The organism is Methylosinus sp. R-45379, from assembly GCF_001644125.1.
GTDB lineage: Bacteria > Pseudomonadota > Alphaproteobacteria > Rhizobiales > Beijerinckiaceae > Methylosinus.
In genome coordinates, this window is the sequence record NZ_LUUM01000280.1 from 1 (window position 1) to 23,584 (window position 23,584).

The 23,584-nt window shown below is 60.2% G+C and carries 19 protein-coding genes and 2 pseudogenes; 2 read left to right on the forward strand and 19 right to left on the reverse strand.

The window, feature by feature from the left end; all coding sequences use genetic code 11:
• Positions 1-299: 299 nt before the first annotated feature.
• The 17 genes and pseudogenes from A1351_RS19055 to A1351_RS19140 form a co-directional block, all read right to left on the reverse strand.
• Positions 300-1,100, reverse strand: a complete 801-nt coding sequence (locus tag A1351_RS19055) for a class I SAM-dependent methyltransferase (RefSeq protein ID WP_064033698.1) — start codon at positions 1,098-1,100, stop codon at positions 300-302.
• Between the two features lie 154 nt (positions 1,101-1,254).
• Positions 1,255-2,451: a glycosyltransferase gene (locus A1351_RS19060; RefSeq protein WP_036290048.1), complete on the reverse strand. Its 1,197-nt coding sequence runs from the start codon at positions 2,449-2,451 to the stop codon at positions 1,255-1,257.
• 97 nt (positions 2,452-2,548) lie between these two features.
• Positions 2,549-2,845 (reverse strand): hypothetical protein, encoded by a 297-nt coding sequence (locus A1351_RS19065; protein WP_134188300.1) that lies wholly within the window; start codon positions 2,843-2,845, stop codon positions 2,549-2,551.
• Positions 2,842-3,945 carry a glycosyltransferase family 4 protein gene (locus tag A1351_RS19070; protein WP_371441510.1) on the reverse strand — a complete coding sequence of 368 codons (1,104 nt, stop codon included), beginning with the start codon at positions 3,943-3,945 and terminating at the stop codon, positions 2,842-2,844. Before A1351_RS19070 ends, A1351_RS19065 begins: the two co-directional genes overlap by 4 nt.
• 127 nt (positions 3,946-4,072) lie before the next feature.
• A complete protein-coding gene (locus A1351_RS19075) occupies positions 4,073-4,807 on the reverse strand; it encodes a class I SAM-dependent methyltransferase (protein WP_134188299.1) in 735 nt (244 codons plus the stop codon).
• 40 nt (positions 4,808-4,847) lie between these two features.
• Positions 4,848-5,696, reverse strand: coding sequence for a bifunctional 2-polyprenyl-6-hydroxyphenol methylase/3-demethylubiquinol 3-O-methyltransferase UbiG (locus tag A1351_RS19080; protein WP_166671921.1), 849 nt, complete (start codon positions 5,694-5,696; stop codon positions 4,848-4,850).
• A gap of 56 nt (positions 5,697-5,752) precedes the next feature.
• Positions 5,753-6,481 (reverse strand): class I SAM-dependent methyltransferase, encoded by a 729-nt coding sequence (locus tag A1351_RS19085; RefSeq protein WP_024882119.1) that lies wholly within the window; start codon positions 6,479-6,481, stop codon positions 5,753-5,755.
• Between the two features lie 238 nt (positions 6,482-6,719).
• Positions 6,720-7,566, reverse strand: a pseudogene (locus A1351_RS19095) (transposase).
• Positions 7,567-7,830: 264 nt separating this feature from the next.
• The gene (locus A1351_RS19100; RefSeq protein ID WP_024882121.1) at positions 7,831-8,643 is read right to left on the reverse strand and encodes a bifunctional 2-polyprenyl-6-hydroxyphenol methylase/3-demethylubiquinol 3-O-methyltransferase UbiG; all 813 of its coding nucleotides are present in this window, start codon (positions 8,641-8,643) and stop codon (positions 7,831-7,833) included.
• 11 nt (positions 8,644-8,654) lie between these two features.
• Positions 8,655-9,734, reverse strand: coding sequence for a glycosyltransferase (locus tag A1351_RS19105; RefSeq protein ID WP_166671917.1), 1,080 nt, complete (start codon positions 9,732-9,734; stop codon positions 8,655-8,657).
• Between the two features lie 34 nt (positions 9,735-9,768).
• Positions 9,769-10,452, reverse strand: a complete 684-nt coding sequence (locus tag A1351_RS19110) for a methyltransferase domain-containing protein (RefSeq protein WP_051465632.1) — start codon at positions 10,450-10,452, stop codon at positions 9,769-9,771.
• 210 nt (positions 10,453-10,662) lie between these two features.
• On the reverse strand, positions 10,663-12,798 hold the full coding sequence (locus A1351_RS19115; RefSeq protein ID WP_024882124.1) for a bi-domain-containing oxidoreductase: 2,136 nt from the start codon (positions 12,796-12,798) through the stop codon (positions 10,663-10,665).
• Positions 12,799-12,814: 16 nt separating this feature from the next.
• Positions 12,815-14,482: an alginate lyase family protein gene (locus A1351_RS19120; protein WP_198162453.1), complete on the reverse strand. Its 1,668-nt coding sequence runs from the start codon at positions 14,480-14,482 to the stop codon at positions 12,815-12,817.
• A gap of 20 nt (positions 14,483-14,502) precedes the next feature.
• A complete protein-coding gene (locus A1351_RS26030) occupies positions 14,503-15,777 on the reverse strand; it encodes a glycosyltransferase family 4 protein (protein WP_024882126.1) in 1,275 nt (424 codons plus the stop codon).
• Positions 15,778-15,795: 18 nt separating this feature from the next.
• Positions 15,796-16,953, reverse strand: coding sequence for a non-hydrolyzing UDP-N-acetylglucosamine 2-epimerase (wecB, locus tag A1351_RS19130; RefSeq protein WP_064033701.1), 1,158 nt, complete (start codon positions 16,951-16,953; stop codon positions 15,796-15,798).
• Between the two features lie 52 nt (positions 16,954-17,005).
• Entirely contained in the window at positions 17,006-18,361 is a 1,356-nt protein-coding gene (locus A1351_RS19135) for a nucleotide sugar dehydrogenase (protein WP_026597738.1), read from the reverse strand.
• 230 nt (positions 18,362-18,591) lie between these two features.
• A complete protein-coding gene (locus tag A1351_RS19140; RefSeq protein WP_024882129.1) occupies positions 18,592-19,050 on the reverse strand; it encodes a hypothetical protein in 459 nt (152 codons plus the stop codon).
• Between the two features lie 214 nt (positions 19,051-19,264).
• Between A1351_RS19140 and A1351_RS19145 the strand changes: the two genes are divergently transcribed.
• Positions 19,265-20,015 (forward strand): IS6 family transposase gene (locus tag A1351_RS19145; protein ID WP_245291683.1). Its coding sequence is split into 2 segments (ribosomal slippage): positions 19,265-19,363 and positions 19,365-20,015, totalling 750 coding nucleotides; the frame shifts between segments, so codons are not numbered across the junction.
• A 787-nt stretch (positions 20,016-20,802) separates the two neighbouring features.
• Positions 20,803-22,073, forward strand: a pseudogene (locus A1351_RS19150) (IS1380 family transposase).
• A 400-nt stretch (positions 22,074-22,473) separates the two neighbouring features.
• On the opposite strand, the gene A1351_RS19155 reads toward A1351_RS19150, so the two are convergent.
• Both A1351_RS19155 and A1351_RS24125 read right to left on the reverse strand, forming a co-directional pair.
• Positions 22,474-23,146, reverse strand: a protein-coding gene (locus A1351_RS19155) for an IS6 family transposase (RefSeq protein WP_245291684.1) whose coding sequence is annotated in 2 segments (ribosomal slippage) — positions 22,474-22,893 and positions 22,895-23,146 — 672 coding nt in all. Because the reading frame shifts where the segments join, the coding sequence is not laid out codon by codon here.
• Positions 23,147-23,176: 30 nt separating this feature from the next.
• Complete coding sequence (locus A1351_RS24125) at positions 23,177-23,470, reverse strand: SDR family NAD(P)-dependent oxidoreductase (protein ID WP_083967421.1); 294 nt, start codon at positions 23,468-23,470, stop codon at positions 23,177-23,179.
• Positions 23,471-23,584 lie beyond the last annotated feature (114 nt).

The following is a 23,584-nucleotide window of genomic DNA, read 5'->3' on the forward strand; positions in this document are numbered from 1 at the left end:
TTTTTCAGGGGCAGGTCAGCTCGTCGTAAAATGCGTGCCCCGGAGAGCGCGGTAGCTCGGCCCAGCCGACAACCAGATCCCCCCTGCGTCCCCGTCTCACGCCGCATCGCCATCAAGCCAACCTCAGCCGAATCTCACTTGGAAACCGAATCAGCCAGGCGCGACTTCGTCAACGGGCTGTTACGACGCCGCATCATCGTGAATGGGCTGGTTCGCGCAAATGAAGCGCCGACTTCATCGCGCTCACGCCGCAGCCGAGCCGGATGCATGCATCCGTCCGCAGAACGTCTAAGCCGGGCTCAAATCGGCTTCCTCAACTTGAACAAAGCTTCTCCGCCACGCTTGCTCAACTTACCGGCGTAGGCCGCCTCGAGGAGATAATTGATCTGATGCAGAATGCGGTCGCCGAACGGCAGGCAGATTCCGTAACGACGCATCTCAGCCAACTCGAACCCGGCCGCGGATCCAGCGGCAAGTATCTCGTCCTTGGAGAAAGCTTCGACCTTGTAGATCACGCGTCGCAACGGCGACCGCGCGTAGAGGGTGCTGATCCAGGCGCCTGGATGGTCTGTCAGAGTGGACTGCAAGATGAGCACGCCACCACGCCGGAGGCTGGTGAAGGCGCGCGCCAGGAGTTCTGGGAGGCGACCAGTGTGCGCAATCAAACCAAGGCAAAGGATCACGTCAAATCGGTCAGCGCCCGCCTTCGTCAGCAGTTCGAATCCGTCTTCATTAGTCCATGTAATACTGCCGGCCGGTGGCCGCTGCTTGAAACCTCGCTGAGCCAACTGCAGCATTCCCGGGCTGATGTCATTCACGAGCAACTCGTCGAATGCGAGGAATGAGGCAACTGCATGGGTAATCTCGCCTGAGCCCGCCGCAATGTCGAGGAGCGCACGCGGTTTCTCTCCAGACAACAATTCGACAGTGAGTTGGCGTCGCAGTTGAAATTGAACCGCGGCACCAGTGTGTGTGTGGGGGTCAAAGTTGGTCGCGTAACTTTCCGCCAATCGTTCAAAATGCCCCGCCACAGCCTCTTGGCAGGGGGCGGCTTCCGCCGGTTGCTGGCTAGAAAAAACAAGGCCTTCAGAATTTCTCATCGTGTCCTCTGTCAGCGGCGATCACTGCCGGTCAAGTTACAACTCTGGTGCAAACGACGGGCGATGGGCACGGCCGCTCGATGCGAGGAGCGGGGTGAGTATGATGTCGACCTTTGACGTTCTTTTCACAAAGGCCGGGATCTCGTTCGCGAGATCATCGCTGTCTGCGTGCGTCGATATTGCGCGTGGCGATCACTCTGTGGAGCAGTTCCACCTGAAGTTTGAACTTTTCACTGGAACTTGGGTACGCGCGCGGCAATTGTCGTCGTCCGGCCGTGATGAGGCGCGAGCGCAGTTCCGCAGAGCGAGCGAGCTCGATCAAGCGGGCAGCGATTTGGTCGACATCCTGTGGTGGCACGAAGATCGCCGCGTCTCCGCACAGCTCGCGCGCAAAATCCATATCGGACGTCACCAATGGTCGCTCGAAGAAAAAGCTTTCAGGATAGACGGCGGTCGAGGCCTCGCGCAATGTCGGCAGGAATACTGCGGAAGCGGCTCGATAGGCGAGCGCCAGCTCGTTGAGCCGCAACGTGCCCACGGCAACGAGGCGATCCGCGATCCCAAGCCGCTTCGCCTCGGCGGCAATCGCGCGCCAGTGGGGACTCGACGGCTCCAGCGTGAATCGGAACTCAAAGTCCAACTCAGGATCGAGCCGTCGCATCGCCGCCGCGACTGGGGGCGTAATCTCAAGATTCTTGTGGAGATAATATGCCGTTGGAATCAAGATTCCGAAACATCCAATGGGCGGATCCTCTCCGGGACTGTGCTGCGCGAGAAGCGGATTGACGCAGTTTCCGATCACGGAAATTCGGTCTGGATCAATTTGGAGGCGGCGTGCCAACCTGTCGGCAACCACTTGCGTTTGGACTGCAAAATGATCGGCTTGGCGAAGCGCGATACACCGTAACCAATCGGTGAGCTTCCCGAGGAGCGTCGGCGATGTGAGCGGGCCGTCGGGTTTATAAATGAGAGTGGGAAGCGCAAAGCCGACGACATGGTAGGCGCGCGCGCGAAAGTATGCCGGCCCGCTAACCGTGAATACGATATCCGGCGCAAATGCGGCTTCGATATGGGGCAGCTTATAGCGAAGCCACACGCGGTCAAAATTGTGTCTTTTCTGCACGAAGAACACACGAGCATCGAAAGCGACTTCCGGCGGAAGGAAAGACTGGAGTGGGATGGGCACAACCGCCTGCCAATCGATATCGGACTGTTGTCGCAAATTGACGAGGAGGGCGATAGCTCCTTGAACCCCTCCCCCCCAGGCGAGCGGCGTGCAATCTACGAGAACTTTCATTCCAGAAACCTTGGGAGAGCCGGTTGGAGTGTGGGTCTTGCAGGCGAAAATCAAGGGGCGCTCGACGTGCGGCGTTTGGTCGATGACAAAATGCAGTCACCACCTGCTCACCTCCGCCGACGAAGAGCGGCGTAACCACCGAGGAATCTCGCTATTGGCGCCTTGTGGGATTTGCGAGGGAATACCCGCCCGCATACCGCGGCGTCACTTGGCCGTCGGCGGAGGACAGTCCTGGCATGAGGTAGAAGTAAACGAAGCTGGTCATCAACAGCATGCACGGCAGAGAAATTGCGCCGAGCTTGAATGACTGCACCGAGACGAAATTGGCGATCGCCAGCAACGCCAAATTCAGCAGGCCCGTTTTCGATCCAATCAGATCGGAAATTGCTCTAAGATCGGAAAGAGAGTGAGCAATCCCGGTTCGACCCTGATTGAGATCAGGAGTCATGCCTTCGGCTCAGCGAGGCGGACGTCGCTCAAACCTGCCAGCTTTCGGATGACTGCGACAAAAGTGCGGCCGCAGGCCTCGTCGCTGTATCGTTGCGCGGTCGCCAGCGCCGCCGCCGACATGGCGGCCCGCAATCGCCGATCGGTTACGATGCGCGCGATTCCATCGGCTATGGCTGTTCCGTCGCGTTCGGGAACGATCAGGCCTTCGACGCCGTCCTGAACGACCGAACCACTCGATTCTGTCGTGACCACCGGAAGGCCGTTGGCCAGGGCCTCATAAATCGATGTCGCGGACCCTTCGGCGAGCGAGGGCAGACAGAATACATCCGTGCGCGCGAACTCCTCCGCCATCCGTTCGCGGTCGAGCGCGCCGAGGAAGACGAGGTCTTGTGTCTCCGGCCGCGCTCGGACAATCGGCGACACCCGACCGGCGACAATGAGTGCGATGTTCATTCCCCGCTGGTTCAAGATGCGCGCCGCCTCGGCGAGATACGGAATGCCCTTGCGCAGGCCCGCCGCGCCGGCGAACAACACTCGCCCCGGCTCCGGCCGGGCCTCGCGCAGCAGGACGCCGCTGGCGCCGTAGGGAACGAGCCTCACCCGCGCCGGATCGAAGCCGGGCAAATCTCCGAGATCGCGCGCCACGGCCCGCGAGGGGCAAAGGTAGAGATCGGATATGGCGACGAGGCGGCTCATTCGTTTGCGGTAGAATTCGATTACTGACGGGGAAGTGCTGTCGCTTTCCCAACCCGGCCATCGCGAGCGTTCCTCGTGTTCGATCTCGAGATATTTGGGCGTGACGACAAAATCGGAGACAATCCGCGCGCCGCGGCGCTTGGCAAACGCCAGGAACGAGCCGCCATTGCCGTGATAATTGACGACAATGTCAGCGCCCTCGAGGCCGCGCAGGCGATTGGGCCAAGCGAGCGCCTCGTCGATCAGCGGGTAGGCGCGTTCCGCATGCAGAAAGGACATCGACGTCGAGACGAGGTTGGGCAGCACGCTAGCGTGCAAGCGTGCGCTAGGCACACCGCGAACCGTCCGGCGCGCGATGGCCCCGCGAAGCCGCGGCGCGAACCGAGCGGCGAATTGCGCCAATGAGCCAGCATCGCCCTCCGGCCAGGCGGCGTCGGTCACGAGACTATGCAGCAAATTCGCGGCTTCCAAATGTCGCGCATAGACGAAGTTTCGTCGCGCGCCCTGCTGGATCATCATGACTCGCCGTTCAGTCATGATCGCTCATGGGCTTCGTGGCCATCGCCTCGATCTGAAACCAGCGGCGATCGAGTTGCCCCCAGACCCGGCAACAGAAATTAAACACGGGGCGTCCGAGTCGTGCGAGCTGCCTGCTCATCCTGGGCGGCCATTTGTGGATATAGGGCCGGGAATATTCGACCTCATAGCCAGCCGCCTTGAGCAGATTGCCAATGCTCTGCGGGCTCCAGGAATAGACATGCTGATTGATGTCCTTCGTCTTATAGACCCAGCTGATGTTTTCGCAGGGAACCACGATGTGCAGCTTGCCACCGGGTTTCAACAGCGGTTTCAAGGCCCGCAACTCCTGCCAGGGCTCGAGCGCATGCTCCAACGCATTGTCGGAAATGACGACGTCGATGCTCTCCTGCCCGATCGCCGCGAGCGCTTCTGCCGCGTTGGCGAAAGCCCGCACGCCATTGCTCACTGCGGTCTCGCGCGCCGTGGCGTTGGGTTCGATGGCGAATCGCTCGGCGCATTCGAGATTGGCGAGCAGGAATCCCCCGCCGCAACCCAAATCCAGCACCCTCGATGCAGGCTCGATCGATTTGCGAAATTTGTCGATATTGGCCCATCCGCCAAATTGCCCTCCATCCTTCTGCCACTCGAAATAGGCTGCATCGTAATGCGCTGATACTGTCGGACGCGCCGTTGCTGGTTCGCTCATTGAATGTGCTCGCTTACTGTTCCATGATTCCGCCTCCACGCGACTGCGCGGACTGCATTGTGTTCAACCTGTCCCGCAATCAAAATCGGTCCTGATCTGGGCCTTTGAAGGCGATAAAGCCTAGTTCATAATTTTCCCATGGATCGCCGCCGCTCGGAGATTCATAGCGGCGCCGCGATCTGGAAAATTGGGCGTCATAAAACACATCGTCGAGAAAATTCGGGTGGACGCCGCCCCACATCGTGCGCCACGACTGCGGAAATCGCTCTCGATGGCGTGCGGAGCCGTTCGGCGCCACAGCAATAAATACACCGCCCAGCCGCAGGCATTTCCATGCCAGATCGAAGACCTTCGACGGCGCCGGAACATGTTCGAGGACATGGGCCGAAAAAAAACAGTCGAAGCTGTTGTACAGCGGATGCTCTTCGTCGATCGCAAAGGGGTCGTCGACGTGGCGAACGCCTAGCTTCGCGATGCCGTAATTGCGGCGATCCTCGGCGATTTCATAGGACTCGACGTCATATCCAGCGCGGGCGAATTGATAGCTGCCGTAGCCCCAGGAACAGCCGAAGTCGAAAACCTTGTCGCCTTCCGCGACGCCGTGTCGCTTCAAAAGTCCGACATAGCGGGAAAAATCCCGCTCCGAGCCGGCGAAGTTCGCGGCGGTCAACGCTGCGATTTCCGTGTCGGAGGGACAAATCATGGCAGTCCCTTCCTGGTAATGGAAATTGTAAAATATCTTGTTGAACTCTTCCGTGTCCGTCGGGCCGCGAAACTGGAGACGACACTCGTCGCAGCGCATGAGCCGCGTCACTAAGAACTTCCTGTCTATTTCTTGCGCGGCCGCAGAACCGCAGTTGGGACAGATCCATCCCGCCGGATCAGCAAAGCGTAACGCGCTTCGCAGAAGATATTGCAGTCGGCTCATTTGAAACCCTTTGGCGCTCCGTTGCAGCCGTTTGATCATGGCCGACAGACGATGCTCTATCCGTGTTTGTCTTCGCGGGTCGCGAACACCGCCAGTGTTTGCGCCGCCCGGTAGAGGTCGGGCCCGCTCGGCCTCGTGCTCATATAATAGACGTCAGGAAATTTCGAGCGTAAGCTCAGAACATCGTCATGGATGGAATAGGAGTAATACACCCCATCTCCTTCGCTGAAATGATACCCCCGGAAGCCGGTACGAATATAGTCACAAATCCTCCAGAGGCCGAGCGCATTCAAAATCTGTTTCATCGCCCGACTTTTGAAACTGCCCTGCCCGAAATTATTTGCGTCGGAGATAAATACGGCTCTACGCGCCACCCTGCACATTTCGGCGACCGCGCGCCGATGATCTTCGATATGATGGAGTATCCCGAAAGCGCAAACGACGTCGATGGAATTATCAACGAACTCCAACGCCAACGCATCGCCCGCGACGAGCTGGGTCTCCGCCAGTCCCTTTGCATAGGCGATTTCGCGAAGCGCCTGAGACGGCTCGACGCCCTTCAATTCGAGACCGGGCCGATCTTTCAGATAGAACAGCGCGCGGCCCGTTCCCGAGCCGACATCCAGCACACTCGTGAAAGCATATTGGCCGATCATCGCGGCGAGCCAACCGAGAGCCTTGGCGTGCTCGTCTCTCGGATCGATGTGAAGCGCATCGTAATCGGCGGCGGCGGCGGCGTAATATTCGGCCAGCGCCTGCTTCGCGCCGGCGACGGGGTCGGTCATGTCGTCGCTCCTGAATGGGCCGGCCGAGCCTGCCTGGGCGATCCACTCGCGGCCTGCGACGCGGCTCGCGCGATAAGCGCTGTCGTAGACAATTCGCGCTGGTCCATGCTCAGCCGCGCAACGTAATTCTCGAAAGCAATCTCTTGCCCGGTCACGCCTCGCCTCGCTTGCTGTTGCGCAGCGATCGAAATTCGAAAAGCGCCGCCAAAATCGATGTCGGGGGCCGCTAGAGTATCCGTTATGGACAAGGGGCTTTTTCAGCCCAAGTGCGATCATCGCGCAACAAGGCGCTGGCGAGGACGATCATTCTGCGCATAAGGGCGGTGATGGCGACCTTGCCTGGCTTCCCCTTGAGGAGCCTGGCAAAGCCGGCCTTCATCTGCGGACTGTCGTCGGACAGCCGCGAGGCCAGCGAGGCTCGACGCCTGTCCTCCTTCGAGGCGGCCGAGTTCTGGCATTTCGATGAGCAGGGCGAAAGCCGTGAATTTCGAGACTCCGGGGACGGAGAGGAGAATTTCGAACCGGCGAGTGAGGAGCGGATCGCCTTCGATGCGCTGTTCGACTGCGGCGTCTATCTCCACGATTTTCGCGTCGATTTCGGCGATGCGCTTTTTGTTCCGCCTTTCGAGCAGCGAAAGCGTGATCGCCTTCGCGCGGTTCGTGGCGGCGGTGCGGTCTTTGATGAGCGCGGCTCTCGCCAGATGCAATTCTTTCAGCTCGGCGATGGTCTGGCTGACGCAAGGGCGAGGCTCGAGGTCGAGAGCCTCTCCCATGCGCGCCAGCATGGCGGCGTCGGCGCGATCGGTTTTGACGAGCTTGCCGGCGGCCTCGGCGAAGCGGCGCGCGTGGCCCGAATTGACTTTGGCTATCGGCAGACCGGCTATGTCGAGCGCGCGTTCACGCGCGCGATGGTAAGGGCCGGTGGGCTCGAACACGACACGCTTCACCGGCGCGGCGCCCATCCATTTGATCAAGGCCTTTCGGCCGGTCTTGTCATTGGCGAAACGGCGCGCGGCTCCGTCCACGAGGCGATGCGCGTCGAGCCAAGCTTTTGAAACGTCGACGCCAATGGTAGAAGGGTTCATCTTTTCCATGCCTCTGCTTGTCATTCGGGCCAAAAGCCCGAGTATCCGATCAGGCCAAAGGAAAAGACGAGGGCGATCATACTCTAGCTCTAACCGTCAAACGGTCCGCGGTTTCCCGATTCATCCCTCGCCGGTGACGAGAGCGGTTCCTTTCTGCCTCAGCGGCAGGAAAAGTCATAAGATAAGTGCTTTCCGATCAAACGGAATCGTTCGATCGATCAGAATTCGCTTCGACGAAAGAAAGCTAGAGCGACATCGCCCTCGTCAGGACGCGGAGGCCGCAGGCTTCGACGCCGATGCGATGGAAAAGCGCGGCTTATACGCCTCCAGCCCGATACAGAACGGGGCGAAGCCGAAACGCCGCATCAGCAGCTTGTCGAACAAGGGCGGTAGCGGACGCAGCGGCAGTGCTACGGCCCAGCCGAAGAGCGGATGAATGCGTCCGATCTGCCACATGAGCCAGGCGCTCGACTGGCTGATCGGGCCGGAGATGAAGCTGAACTCTTCGATCGTCAGACCCGATAGAGCGCAGAGTTCCGATAGCATCGCCCGGTTGTAGCCGGCGCGCACATGGCGCCCGTCCTCGACGTCCGGAAATGGACCGTAATCCATGAAAGTTTGCGGAATCCTATGGAGATGAGGCGTCGTCAGCAACAGCCGTCCGCCGGGTTTCAGGCAGTTGACCATGGATTTCATGAGCGCCAGGTCGTCGAGGATGTGCTCGATATTCTCGCAACACAACACGACGTCGAAGGCGCCAATAAAATCGGTTCGCTCGTGCAGCTTGCGGACGTCGCAGATCTCGAATGTCGCGCTCTGGACGTTGCAAAGCGCCGCGCGTTTTTGCGCTACCCTCTGATTCCGCTCATCCCAGCTCAATCCGAGGCTCCTGTATCCCCGTCTGGCCGTGCCGATGGTGAAGGCGCCCGAGCCGCAGCCGACATCCAGCAAGCGATCGGCGTTGCGAGTGACGCGCAGCCGCCGCGTGATCCATCGCATGCGATCCCAGACGAGTGCGTCGCCATGATGCAGCGTGGCCTGGAACCCGAATAATCGCACGAGGAGAGAATTGAACATTTCGTGTTTCCTTACAGGAATTCCGGGCGCTGACGCGCTTGGTCCCGTGCATCATGCAAAAATTCGCTGATCAGCCCTTCAACTTCACGACCGAATCGCCCGGGGCCGAATGCTCCGGCGAGTTGTCTCGACTCCGCTTCGGCCTCAACCAGCCGCGCATCATCGAAGTCGGCCGCCTCGTGCAAGGCTCGCAAAAGCTCATCCTCGTTTCCCGCGACAAAGCGCACCGCGTTGCGCGCGCCTGCAAGATCGTCCGCGCTGCCGACGCGATCGCTCAACAAAAGGCTGCAGCCGCATGAGGTTGCTTCATGCACGACCAGCCCCCACGCCTCGGCGAGCGAGGGCAATACGAAGACTCTCGCCATTCGGAACCTTTCGGCCAATTGCTCGGGTTGCACGAAATCCTCGGTCACGATGTTATCATGTTGGGGAATGAGATGCTTCAGTTCGCCGTTACCACACAGGCGTAACCTCCAATCGGGGCGTGAACGGGAAAAGCGGATAAAGGCGTTAGCGAGACCAAGCACGTCTTTGCGAGCGATGAACTGGCCAACGAAAAGAAAGGTTTTGGGCCGCGACGCGAGATCGCCCCCGCCATGGAACAGAGTTTGGTCCGCGCCATACATGCCGCTGCGCACCAGATCGGCCGGCATCCCGAACCAGCGCATCAGCCTTTCGCCTTGGCGACCCGGGACAATCATGGCGTCAAAATGGCGTCTGTGAAAGATACGAAAGGCGATGGCGCCGAGAGCAAACTGCCGGAAATCTCCACGCCAGTTAGCGTCGCTGAGACCGATCACGCGGCCGCCGCGGGCCTTCACCTCGCGGCCGAGCGCTACGAACGCCGGATAGGCCCAACCGGACTGCACGAAGATTTCAGGGATGGCGAATCCGAGATCGCGCCAGGTCACTGGTTGCATGGCGTCGACCCACGAGATCGGGCAATTCAGCGCCTCTTCCATGCCCGTGATCGGCACTTCCGGCGGCGAGCCGACGACGATACAATCTTGGCCCAAGCGATCCACAGCGCCGCGAATGAGCCGCGCTGCGTATTGTGGCAAGCCCATCCATGAAAATGCGATCTGCGTCACGCGCGACATATCCGCTCGAGCCTGCGAGCGACTCTCATGCTGACATACGGATGGCGACACAGGGCTCGTCCGGGCGTCGGGCCTGAAGGGCGACCTCGGTATGGCCATCGTCGACGAAACGCCCGCGATCCTCGACCAGATCGAACATGGGATCGTTGCTGTCATGAAACTCGCAGGGACGAATTTCGACAAAGCCCGCCTCCCGAAGAAGACTGCTCATCAGTTCCCGATCATACATCCAGCGATGGCCGCTATAGCCGAAGAAAGATCGAAGAGTTCCGACTAGGCCGCGTCGACGCTGCAACAAGCCGATGTGACATGCCCCGATGAAAGCGTCCGCGGCCTCGCCTCGGCCTTCACGCCGATCACGCAGATAGCGTTCGGCCCGCGAAGCGAGATCGGGCACGATCATGCGGAACACGCCGCCCGGACGCAGCGCCTTATACGTGTTAGCGATCGCCCGCGACACGTCTTCCCGTGCAAGGTGCTCCAGCACATGACTGGCGTATATCGCCTCCACAGAGCCGTCGGGCACGGGCAAGCCGGCAACGATATCTCCATAGGCGACATTGGATGGAAACAGGCGGAGGTTCAGAGTGTCGGCTACGAAGCCAACTCCTGGCAGCCGTTCCAGGCGAAGACGCGGGGAGGCGTCGAAACTGATCCACCCTTCCGGGGCGCTGAGGCCGCAGCCATATTGAACATAGCGCTGGTTCAAGATCGCCTCCGAGCGCACCGATTCAGACAGAGGTTGCAGGAATTTCGGCCAATGTAGCGGGCGATCTCGGCTTCGAGTTCGAGCACGGATTTGAAGACGCCTCGCCCGATTTTTCGAGGCGTGATGGACGAGCCTATTTTGTGCAGACATCGAAAACACCTCTGTCGGCGACCTCAGTCCACGACCGGACCAAGAAATGGATTGCCGCTTTCATTCTCGACTCGCCGGAATCGCGACCGGCGCGCAGATGCGTAGCGATTCCTCGATCGCGAATGTCGCTTCTGTGACGGCGACGAGTTGAGCGAGCGGAATGGGCGCCTCGCGCTTGCCCCGCGTCGCCTCGAGAAACGCCGAGACGAGGCCGTGCTGGCCCTTGTTCTGCGCGCTTTTCGTCGTCTTGCGCTTGCCACTCCGCGTCACGGTGAGGCAACGAAAGTCGTCGAGTTGGATCACGCGCCCCCCGGCAAAGACTTCGATATATTCCTTCGGCACGCCCGCGTCGCCGACCGACGAATAGACGATCGTGCCGCTGGAGCCGTCGGCGAAGCGGACGAGGATCGAGACCGCATCGGCATGATCGCGCGTGGCGATCGCTTGCGCCTCGATCGGCAGGCTTCCGGATAGGAAGGTCAAAGCATCCACGAAATGGCATACTTCGCCGATCACGCGGCCAGCTCCTTCCTCGCGCTGTATCCAACTATCGGCCGGGATAGCGCCCGCGTTGATGCGATATAGCATCACGAGCGCTCCCGTTCGCGGCTCGAGCGCAGCTTTGGCCTTTTGCAGCAGCGGCGCGAAGCGTCGATTAAATCCGACGGTGAGCACGCCCGGCCCGATTTCAGCCGCGCCTAGGACCTCGGTCAGGCCGGAGCTGTCGATCGCCAGTGGTTTTTCACAAAACACGTGCTTTCCAGATCGCAAGGCGTCGCGCGCAAAGCGCGCATGCGTGTCGTGTCGCGTCGCGATGAACACAGTGTCGGTATCATTGTCCTCCAAGGCAGCGGCCGGCTCGGTCGCCGAGACAGCAAATCCATGCTTCTCGGCGGCGTGCCTCGCGCTGACGCCCGTGGCGGTCACCACCGTGGTCAGCGTCGCGCCGCCAGCCTTGCGCAGCGCCGGCAGCAGCACGCCTTGGGCATAATTTCCGAAGCCGAGGAAAGCGACGCCGTTTCCGCCGCTGGCGCGGAGCGCCGGTGGAGCGAGACGCAGACTTCTTTCGATCGCTCGCCCTGCCGCTTCTGGATATGTGATCAGAATGGCGAGATGAGGCTCGTCGCTCTCGAGCAGCTCATACGCCTTCTCCGCCTGCGCGATCGGGAAGCGATGCGTGACGAGCCGCTTCGGCGTCACTTTCCCATCGGCGACGAGTGAGAGAAACGCCTCCATATTGCGCTGTTCGGTCCAGCGCACATAGGGCAGAGGATAGTCCAACCCGTTCTGCTCATAGGCTGGGTCGTGCCGGCCCGGACCGTAGGAAAGCGATAGCTTCAGTTCCAATTCGCGCTTGTAGAAGGGCTCACGATCGATGGTCATACCGATCATTCCGACAATGACGATACGGCCTTTCAGTCGGCTGATCTCGGCGGCGAGATTGATCGGTTCATTGGACTTGCTGGACGCCGTGACGATCACCGCATCGGCGCCATATTCATTGGTGAATCCGGCCGTCGCTTCGATCAGGTCGTCGCTGACGGCAGCGTCCGCACCTAGCTCCACTGCTAGTTTCGCGCGCGCCGGATTGGGATCGAAGCCCATAACGCGACAGCCGTTCGCTTTGAGCAATTGAACCGTGAGCAGCCCGAGAAGGCCAAGGCCCATGACCACTACTCGTTCGCCGAGCGTCGGCGAAGCGAGGCGCACACCTTGCAGTGCGATCGAGCCGAGCGTGACGAAGCTCGCGTCCTCATCGTCGACGCCTGCCGGAATGGCCGCGGTGAGATGCATCGGCACAGCATTGAACTCGGCGTGATTGGCTTGTCCCGCGCCCGCGCATGCAATGCGATCACCGACCACATAGGCGCCTCCGCGTCGTCCGATGTCGACGACCTCGCCGGCGAGGCTGTATCCCAAGGGAATCGGAGTATCCAGTTTGGCGAACACTTTCTCGATCGTCGGCCGTAGGCCGTCGCGTCCGACATTGTGCAACACGCGACGCACGAGGTCCGGACGCGCGATCGCCTTGCCGACAAGCGACGCCTTGGCGAGATCGATCAACTGCTTTTCCGTGCCGGAACTGATCAGCGACACTCTGGTCGCGACGAGCACGCCACCATCGATCGCCTTCGGCGCTGGAACTTCGGCGACCCGCAATTCGCCAGTTCGGTAGTTCTGCTCGACCTGCTTCACGAGATCTCCGCTGCTTCTACTCGTCAGCCGAATACGAAACGACGCTCAACTCCGTCGTGACTCCGTCTTCGCCATCGAGTTTGACGCGCAATCGCGTCGTGTCGAACTCCAGACCCATATCCGGCCACCAGACCGCAGGCTCGATTTCGATCGGCCTGGAACAGCTCATTCGGATCGCCACCGCACCGCGCGTTATCGACGCGACGGCGCCGGCGATTTCGACCTGCGCGTCCGGATGCAACAGGAAACCAATGCTCGCCACTCGCTTCGTGTGACCTTCGATTCGGTCCGTGATCGTTATTCGACTCGGTTCGACGGCGAACCCGCGAATGTGGATGGGCGCCTGCGCCAATCGTGCAAAACCGTCGTGCTCTCCCGTGAGCATGAAGCCATCGTCAGTCCGGCTGTAGGAGAGGATGGCGACCTCAGGCCGTCGTCCGCAACGGAACGAACCAAAAAATTCGGCCTGATCCGCGCCGTCGAAACACAATGTGTTGTGGCTCGCCGCCGTCCGACAAAGTTCGCGCCGCTCGCCGGCGACATATTCGAACACACCCTGATCGACGACGATACGCGCGCCGCCGACCGACCATTCGAAGCTCGCTACGTCGCCATGCGCATGTGCAGGCAAATCGTCTGGCCCGATGCGGCCGCAATCGGCGAGAAAATAGCTTTCCTCGCTGCGTAACCCGAAGTAGCCGGCGTCTCGAAAAGCAAAGACATCGCGGGACGACGGCCGTCCACCGAACAGCTTTTCGTAGACAGCCAAGCATTCGCCCGGCGCATAGGCCATCGACAGGCCCGAGTCGTTGAACAATGCGACCGAGCCGTCCGGATGTGTAAGATCGGCGACGACTTGCGCCATGTGGTGTAGAGCATCGTCGAGTTCGCCGTTCAATGGATCGCAGCCGAGCGCATGGCGACACTCGAGCAGATCGGCAAATACCTGGCAGTGGTAGGACGGGGAACGCTCATAATGCATCCCATCCGGCAGGATTTGGGCACGTAATTCCCGCCGTAGCAAACGCAAGCCGCACGCGCGCCAGCGATCCGCGTCGCGACCCGTGAAGAAAGCGGACGCCCAGATCAGCGCTTTGAGGTTCTTTATGAGGTGATTTCCACCGATGTCAGTCTCGAGATTGGCTTCCAGAAATCGCAATTGTCTGGCGAGCGAAGCGATCATCATCGCGCTCTCGTCGACGGTCAGACGCGCGCCGCGGGTGGCTGCTTGCTGCATCCAGACGACGACACGCAACGCAAGCGCATAGCTGTTCCAGGTGTCCTTCCAATAGTCCCGCGCATAGGGAGGGTTGGCGTTCGTCCACTGGCTGACGAGTTCGAAGAACATCTCATCGTCGACGTCCTCCAGATACTCCATGTAGTGGAGATTCATTCGCCAGAGCTGCCCGCCTCGATCGCCACGACGCATCCGCCAGTCGACGATGGCAGGGGACGCATGCGACTGGCGAAGAAAGGTGAAGCGCAAGGATCGACCGATCCGTGCGATCATTCCTCGCCGCGGTTCGAAAAGAGGCGTCGGCGGCCTATCGGCGAGCGGCGGCGCTGTGGCCGGGAGCGGCGCGGACAGTCCGACATGGGCGACGCGTCGTATCAAATCGAGCTCCAAGCGGCGCGCCAATTTGGCCAGCGGCACGTTCCGCCCGAAGGCGATCGCCCGCGCCATCTTGCGCAATGCTCCTTCTTTCATCGGCGGGCCAGCGTCTCGAGTTGCACGGCGACTGGACGCTTCGCCGGTTCAGCGCCGATCGCTGCCGACAGAACATCTAAATAGCGCGCCGCGAGCACTGCCCGATCGTAATGCTCGCGCACATGCGCGCAGCCTGAGGCGCCGAGCCGAGCAACGAGATTGCGGTCATTGGCGAGCCGCAAGATTGCAGCGGCGAGCTCATTCGCGCTCTGCGGGGTGATCGCAATTCCCGCTCGGGCCTCCTCAAGCAATTTACGCGCTTCTCCGTCCACCCCGAGAACAATTGGACGGCGCATAGCCATGGCTTCGAACATTTTGGAAGGCAGCACTGTTTTGAATAGTTCGTCTCGGCGCAGGAGTATGAGGCTGACATCCGTCGCGGCCCATATGCCCGGCATGGCCTCCTTCGGCTGCTGTTCGAGCATCAGGACATTGTCGAGCCGCCTCTCTTCCTTCAGGCGGAGAAGTCGTGGTCGTTCCGCGCCTTCGCCGACGAGTAGGAAAATAATGTCCGTCGCCCCTCGCAGCAACTCGGCCGCCTCCAGAATCGTGTCGAGACCGTGCGCCATGCCGTGCGTTCCGACATAGGCCGCGACGAATTTGCTTTGCAAGTCGAGCCGCTCTTTCGCCGCGTGTGTGTCGTCGCTCGCGTTGAAACGATCGAGGTCCGCGCCATTCTTGATCACTGTTGTCTTTTCCGGCGCGCCGCCGCGCGCGGCGATGTGAGGCATGAATGAGTCCGTCACGGAGACGATCCTATCGGCCCGACGGTAGGCCAGGGCCTCGAGCTGCTCGAGACAGCGAATGAGGAATCCATTGCGCATCGCGCCGACTGTCACAATGCTCTCCGGCCACAGGTCGCGTATCTCGAGAACCCATGGGGTCCGCTTCAACGCGCGAGCGACGAGCCCGACGAGGCCGCAAAAAAATTGCGGTGAAGTCGATATGACGACATCCGGGCGCTGGAGCCAGACGAACGCCATGCTCGCCGACAGTGCGTAAGAGAGGTAGTTCAACGCCCGACGCAGGAAACCTTCATTGGCGGCGATGAGCGTGAACACGCGCACCACGCGCACGCCGTCGATTGTCTCCGTCTGATAGAGCCGATTGACATAGCCGGGATAAACCTTGCCGCGCGGATGGTTCGGCACGCAGGTAACGACGACGACCTCATGCCCAGCGCGCGCCCAAACGCGGGCGTGCTCTGCGGTTCTGGAGGCTGGCGCATTCACCTCGGGCGGGTAGTAGTGCGTAAAAAAGACGATCCGCACGATCAGCTAATTTCCTCGTCAAGCGGGTAGAGGCAAGCGCTCGTGAGCGAGAAACGCGTCGATCTCCTCTGCGATGCGTTCGGCCGCGCGCCCGTCCCACAAGGGTGGGATGCGACCTTTCTTGCCGCCATTGTCGAGGATATCGTCGACCGCAGCATTCAGCTCATCGAGCGTGGCGACGAGTTGATTTGTGCCCTGCTCGATGGTGATCGGGCGCTCGGTGCTATTTCGAACCGTTAGACATGGCGTCCCGAGAGCAGTCGTCTCCTCCTGCACACCGCCGCTGTCGGTGACGACGAAGCGCGCTTCGCGCATGAGCCCGATCGCGCGCAGATAGCTGAGCGGCGGGGCGACGATGATGGGGGAGGAGCGTAGAAATCCGCCGAGATCAGCGCTCTCGATCATCGAACCCGTGCGCGGATGCAGAGGAAACACGAGCGGAATTTTTTGCGCGATCCCGGCCAGAGCTTCAAGAAGCAATGCGAGCTTGTCCCGATCGTCGACATTGGAGGGACGATGCAGTGTGACCAGCGCGAAGCCGCGGCTTACCACATCTTCGCCGATCGCGGGTGTCACGCCGATTTCCGTGAGTGTCTCGCGCGCGGGGGCCGCGCGATGTAGGCACGCATGCAATGTATCGATCATCACATTTCCGACGAAGACGATGCGTCCCGGAGAAACGCCCTCTCCGATCAGATTATCGACGGCGGAATGTTCGGTCGTGAAAAGGAGATCGGAGAGCCGATCTGTCACGAGGCGATTGATCTCCTCCGGCATAGAGCGGTCCTTGCTGCGCAGCCCGGCTTCGACATGAGCGATCGGAATGCGCAGCTTAGCGGCGACGAGCGCGGAGGCGACCGTCGAGTTGACGTCGCCGACTACGAGCAGGAGATCTGGCGTTTTTTTCGACAGCTCGGACTCCATTCCCAACATGATGCGGGCCGTCTGCTCTGTGCCGGTTCCGGACCCCACTTCGAGATTTACATCCGGCGATGGAATGCTGAGTTCGTCGAAAAACACGGCGTTCATGGCGACATCGTAATGTTGCCCAGTATGGATGAGTCGCGCTACGAGGCCCTTGCGCGCCGAGATGGCGCGCATGATCGGCGCGATCTTCACGAAATTGGGGCGCGCGCCGACAACGCAGGCGATCGTTCGCGGCTCGAGTTCCAACATGGCTATTCCATCTCTGAATCGGCGCGACGCTCAGATGCGAATGCTGTCCGCATCACGCCAGGACGACATTGGCGCTCGTCACGCCCCGGTGCCGACATGCGTTTCGCGTATCGACGATCAATTTTGCATGAGAGGCGAGAACGGCGTAATCGACATCGTCGTGATCGGTCGCGATCAGGACCGCGTCATAGCCGCCGATTTGCGCAGGATCCCAGACTTCGGACCGACGCCCGGCCAAAGATTTGTGCTCGCGCGTCTCCGGGATCATGTTGACGTAAGGATCATAGAAACGCACCTCCGCTCCACGCGCTTCGAGCAATTCGATGAGTCGCAGCGACGGGCTTTCTCGGATGTCGTCGACGTTCTTCTTATAGGCGACGCCGAGCACCAAAATGCGCGACTTGTTCAGGCCGCGCCCGCGAGTGGCGTCGAGAGCCCGCGCCAGCTCATTGACGACATGCTGCGGCATGCTGGAATTGATCTCTCCGGCCAGCTCGATAAAGCGCGTCACGACGCCATATTCGCGCGCTTTCCAGGTGAGATAGAAAGGATCTATAGGAATGCAGTGTCCACCCAGCCCTGGCCCGGGATAGAATGGCATATATCCGAAAGGCTTCGATTTCGCGGCCTCGATCACTTCCCACACGTCGATGCCCATCGCGCCATAGACCAGTTTCAGCTCGTTGACGAGCGCGATGTTGACCGCGCGGAAGATGTTTTCGGTCAGCTTGACCGCCTCGGCAGTTGCGCTCGAGGAGACCTCGACGGTCCTCGGGACGAATTGGTTATAGAGCGCGACGGCCAATCTGCGTGCGTCGGCGCTGTCGGCGCCGACGACCTTCGGGATGCGCGACGTCGAAAATTCCAGATTGCCCGGGTCCTCTCGCTCGGGCGAGAAGGCGAGATAAAAGTCTTTGTCGCACGAGAGTCCGCTGGTTTCCAGGATGGGGCGCAACACTTCATAGGTCGTTCCGGGATAGGTTGTGGACTCCAATATAATCAATTGACCGGGTCTCAAACGGGACGCGATCTGCTCTCCCGTCGCGATGACGAAGGAGAGATCCGGGCCGAGATGAGCGTCGAGCGGGGTCGGCACACAGATCAGCAGGGCGTCCGCTTCGGAAAGGCGATCGAAATTGGTCGTCGCCTCGATCAGATTCTGTTTCACGAGCGGGCGAATTCGATTGTCCGAAATATGCTTGAGGTAGCTTTTTCCCTTCGCCAGGGCCTCGGGCTTCATGGGATCGACGTCGAACCCCAGCACATGCGATCCGACTTCGGCGGCGGTGATGCAGATCGGCAGACCGACATAGCCGAGTCCGATCACGCCGATCAGCGCGTGCCTGCGCGTCAGACGTTCTTCGAGAGCATCGATAGGCGCGCGCTGTTGCAATTTCGAGGTTAGCATCGTGCCGTCCATCGTCGGTTAGAAGTGAGGTCGTGAAACAGCTTTTAGCCATTGTGAAATTTCGAGCGAGGCTCGAACACGGCGTAGGATGTGATAAGAGACGTTCGTTCGCCCGACGCTACCGCACTTCGGGTGAATCGCTTCACCCGAAGCCCGATTTTGTCGTCACGCCGCCGCACGAAGGCGCAGTGGCGCTTACCGTCTCGCGCAACGTGAGGCCATGCGACCCTTCACAGGGTAGAGAAAGCCCATGGCGTCGAGTCGCGCGCTGCTCTCGCGTCGCGTGGAGCAACGAGATGAATTCGAGCTGTTCGGCGATCAGCAGCCGCCGGAGCGTCGCCGGCCATCGGAAGTCCGATTACAGTCAATGTCGTAGCGAAAATTTCGAACGAAGCGACGATCGCCGGAAAGATGTGCGAACCGACGAAATCGACCGGGCGTTCGATCCAGAAATGTAGCCTCAGATCGGAAGGTACGGCGTCGCTGAAGGAGACAGCGGACGTGTGGCGCTTCGACAAAATGCTTCGCGTTCGCGGCGTGAGCTCGCGGGAATGGATGATAGAACGCGCTCGAACAGCATATGCCAATTTCGCTTTTGCGATTCCGAAATTGTCTTTCGAGATAGCAATCGCCTCGATGGCGATGGCGACGAGAGCAAGTTCGGTGAACAGCGAACGAGATTGACGCATCAATGCCGCCTCGAATCTAAATTTAAATGCGCGTGGACGAAATGTTGTGCGAGGCTAGCTCGCGGAGCGAATGGTTCAAGCAGCGTCTATTCTGGAGCCGATTATAGTGCACAATCGGCATTGGTGCTCGTTGGGTAAATTACCAGGCTCTGGTGCAAACGGTATGAGCGGACATAATCCGTGAGGGCAGAACCGGACGCTGGGGTAATGGGTGATGCTGAGTGCGGACAAACTTTTCAAAGGCCGCCATTTCGACCGCGAGATCATCGTTCTCTGCGTGCGCTGGTATCGGCGATACAAGCTCAGCTTTCGACGATCTCGTGGAAATGATGTCCGAACGCGCCTTGGCTTTGGCTCACACGACCATCATGCGCTGGGTTCAGCGCTACGTTCCGGAGTTCGAAAAGCGGTGGAACCGCTTCGCGTGCAGGGTCGGCGGATCGTGGCGCGTCGACGAAACTTACGTCAAGATCAAGGGCTGCTGGGTTTATCTCTATCGCGCCGTCGACAAGGCGGGAAAGACAGTGGACTTTTTGCTGCGCGCCAAGCGGGAGGTCGCCGCCGCCAAAGCGTTTTTCCGTCGTGCGTTCGCGAGCCACGGACGGCCCCCGCGCAAAATCACGCTCGACGGATATCAGGCGTCACATCGGGCGGCGCGCGAGCTTCTCGCGCAGCATCGAGGCAGCGCACGGACTCGAATTCGATCTTCGAAATACCTGAATAATCTGATTGAACAGGATCACCGATCTATCAAGCTTCGCTTGGGTCCTATGCTCGGGTTCAAGCGATTCCGACATGCGGCGATCACCATCGCCGGTGTCGAAATCATGCATCGCATCAGGAATGGTCAATTTGCACTGAGCAAATTTGGTGCCGCTGGGACAACTGCGCCCGAAATCTGGCGTGCGGTGCTCGCGGCCCAATCCCAACGAATGTCGGCCCTCATCGCACGGCGAGGTGCATGAAATTGCACCGCAACCATGCAGATAACTTTCGCCTTTGAGAAGTATCGCGGGCTTGACGGGCTCAATGTCGAGCCGACCACGTTCAGGCCTGAACGGGCTGCCGCAAGGCAAATCGGCAGGCCTACATAGCCCAGCCCGATGAAAACGATCGTCGCGTCCTAGGCGCGGAGCCGCTCCGCAAGTCGCGTTCCAAAGTATCGTGTGCTTTCGTCCATGCAGTTTTCGACGCCTTCCAGCGTTGTTGATTGCTTATCCACTGTCGTGTCCTCGCGACAGGACGCGGCCAGATGACCCGCATTCCAGGGATGCCGAGGTTATTCTGGAGGATTTCAAAACGGCTGTTGAGGCGTTCGTACCACTGCCGTCAATTTTACAGTTCGCGTAGATCGTCGGTCTCGAACGCTGCAGCGGCCAGTGCAAGCATGAGTATGACCGGCAGTAAGACGAGGAGAAACACCGCGAAGGCGAGGGATTGCCCGGTTGCTCGTACCCCCGAAAGTGCGCCTCTTGTTATAGAGCGATCTTTCCCGCTGCTTTTCTTATCATTCGGCATGTGCGTCTGGGATCTTTATTTCTCGGATCGCTGTGTTGGCTTTGTCGCAAATTTTCTTTATGCGCTCGAGGAACGTGTGAGAGTGACGTGGCTCACGCGGTGAGGGCGTGGAACTGCTGCGCAGGACGCAATTCGCCTCTGGTCTTCAACTAATCCTTTCGGATCATATGCAAGAGCTCGATCCTCGTTCGAAGGCGGACGCATCTCCTCGGACGGCGCGTCATTCTGCTCGCCATGGCGGAGCGCCGGCTCGGCGTGGCCCCGCGGCTGGCGCGCTACTTTCTCGATCACCGCGATCCCTCGGGCATCACCCACATCTTCGCCGATATGATCCGCGCCCGCATCTACGCGATCAGCTGCGGTTATGAGGACGCCGACGATCTCGACTTTCTGCGCTCCGACCGGGCGTTCAAGCGCGCCTGCGGGCGTCTGCCCGACACGGGCCGCGATCTCGCCTCGCAGCCGACGCTGTCGCGACTCGACAACGCGCCAGCTCTGCGCGATGTGACCACCTGACCTATGCGCTCGTCGACCAATGGATGGCCTCCTACGACGAGCCGTCGTCCTCCGTCACGCTCGATATCCACGACACGTGCAACATCCCGCATGGCCATCAGCAATTGTCGCTGTTCAACGCCCATTACGACGAGCGCTGCTTTCTGCCGATCCATGTCTACGACACCGAGAAGAGCCGCCTCGTCGCCGGGATCCTACGCACGGGCAAGACGCCGTCCCGCGGCGAGGTGAGAGCGCATCTGCACCCGCTGACGCGATCTATCCGCAAATCTTGGCCGGCGAGCCGCATCCTGTTTCGCGGCGAGGGACATTATGCGCGGCCCGAGGCGATGGCCTTGTGCGACGATCACGGCGTCGATTATGTCTTCGGCCTACCCGGGACCAAGCCGCTGTCCAAGAAAGTCGACGGGATGGCGGACGCTGTCTGCGTCGAGTGCGCCATCGACGACCTGGACGGCGTGCTCGGCTATGCCGAGACGCGCCATTGCGCCAAGTCCTGGGACAGGGGGCGGTGCACGGTCGCCCGCATCGAAGCGACGCGGCTCGGCCGCGATATCCGCGTCGTCGTTACCATTCTTTCGCATGGTGCGCCGCAATGGCTCTACGACAGCCTCTAGTACGCACACAGACAGGCGGAGAACCTCATCAAGCTGCACAAGACGCAGCTATCCTCCGATCGAACCTCATGCCGTTCGGCGCTCGCCAATCAGCTTCGCCTCGTCTCGCATACCGCCGCCTATTGGCAGGTGCTCCGCGTCCGCGACGCCATTCCGGCACCTTGCGATCTGGCGAAAGCGAAGTTCTCGACGCTACGCCTGCTGAAGGCCGCCGACCGCGTGATTGAGACCGCGAGCCGCGTGCGCCTCGCCCCTTCACCGCCGCCAGTCCCGAAGCCGATATCTTCTGCTCCCTGCTGGCGCCGCTGCTCCTGCCTGGCGGCCCATGAACGACGGGGCAGCGCGCCCCTCACATCTTTCCTATCCCTCTAACGCGTTCTTGAAGGCGCGGTTCTCGAAGCGGTGAAAAAGCGGAACGACCTCGCACGGCTCGTGAGCCGAACGGCCCAACAATCCAAAAACTGGCCCCGTCATGAATAAGATCGGCTAGAGCCTTGTCGGTCCCACGGCTACCGCACTTTGGGTGAATCGCTTCACCCAAAGTGCGGTCATTCACAGTTCCGCCAAATGACCAGCATTCTAAAAACCTATCATGCTTTTTGGTGGAATTCTTTCCGCAGCATTACCTAATACGAACCCTCTGAGAGACTGTCTCACGTCGAGGGATTCCCGAATCGGCCGAAATTTGTTGAATGAACCGGCTCTGTCGCGAATTTTGGCTTTGCCGCAAATTTTGTTTATGGACGCGATGAACGCGTGAGAGTGACGCGGCTCACGCCGCGAGCGCATAGAACTGCTGGGCTGGACGCAATTCGTCCCTGGTCTGCAACTGGTCCTTTCGGATCATATGCATGAGCTCGATCCCCGAGAGTGTCGCGGCAGCCGATCGAAATGATTTGAAGCCCAACGTCGGCCGCGTCACTCGCTTCATCGCTCGATGGCCCTGCTCGACAATATTATTGAGATATTTGATGCGCCGGATTTCGATGTCCGCTTCATGCTCCGCATTGTAGCTTTCGATCGCCGCCGTGTTGGCGCCGCTCTTGTCGATCGTGATCTTCTCCGGCCCGCCATGTTGGCCGATCGCCTTACGCAGGAAACGCAACGCGGCTTTGCGATCCCTCTTGGCGGTCAACAGAAAATCGACTGTCGCGCCTGCGTTGTCGACGGCCCGATACAGATATTTCACAGCAGCCTTTGACTTTCACGTAGGTCTCATCGAGACGCCAGCTGGATCCGATCGCGCGCTTGCGAGCGCGGAACTGCTTCTCAAGCAAAGGCGCATATTTGACGACCCAGCGGTTGAGCGTGGAATGGTCGACCTCGACGCCTCGCTCTTCCATCATTTCCTCGAGTTGACGATAGCTCATCGGATACGCCACATACCACCGGACGCCCCACAGGATCACGTCGCGTTCAAAATGGCTGCCATTGAAATCGATCATCACTCTATTCCGCCTGCCCCGGCCCCGCGATCATAGCCCCAACCGGCCCGTGAGAAAAATTCGCGACAGAGCCGGATGTCGGGCTCTGTATTCAACGCCTGGACCGCAGCGCCCCTGCGCCGTGCCGACATCTGCGACCACGAAGCCGGGCTGTTTTCCCGTCGCCTCAGCAATTCGTTCGGCAGCTATCTGCAAGGCTTCGGCGCGACGAGCGACGAGTGTGACATGGACGCCCTCATTGGCGAGCGCCCAGGCGCAGGCCATCCCTGGCCCACGAGAGGCGCCGCAGACGATAGCGGTTCTGTCCGGTATCCGAAGATCCATTCGGGTGCCTCCTTGCTAGACGGCAAATGTGGTCGAATGATCCGCCACCTACGAGCGCGAGGAATATAAGAGTCTGTCCGTGAACCTCATACTTAATTACAAAGCCTTCTGAGC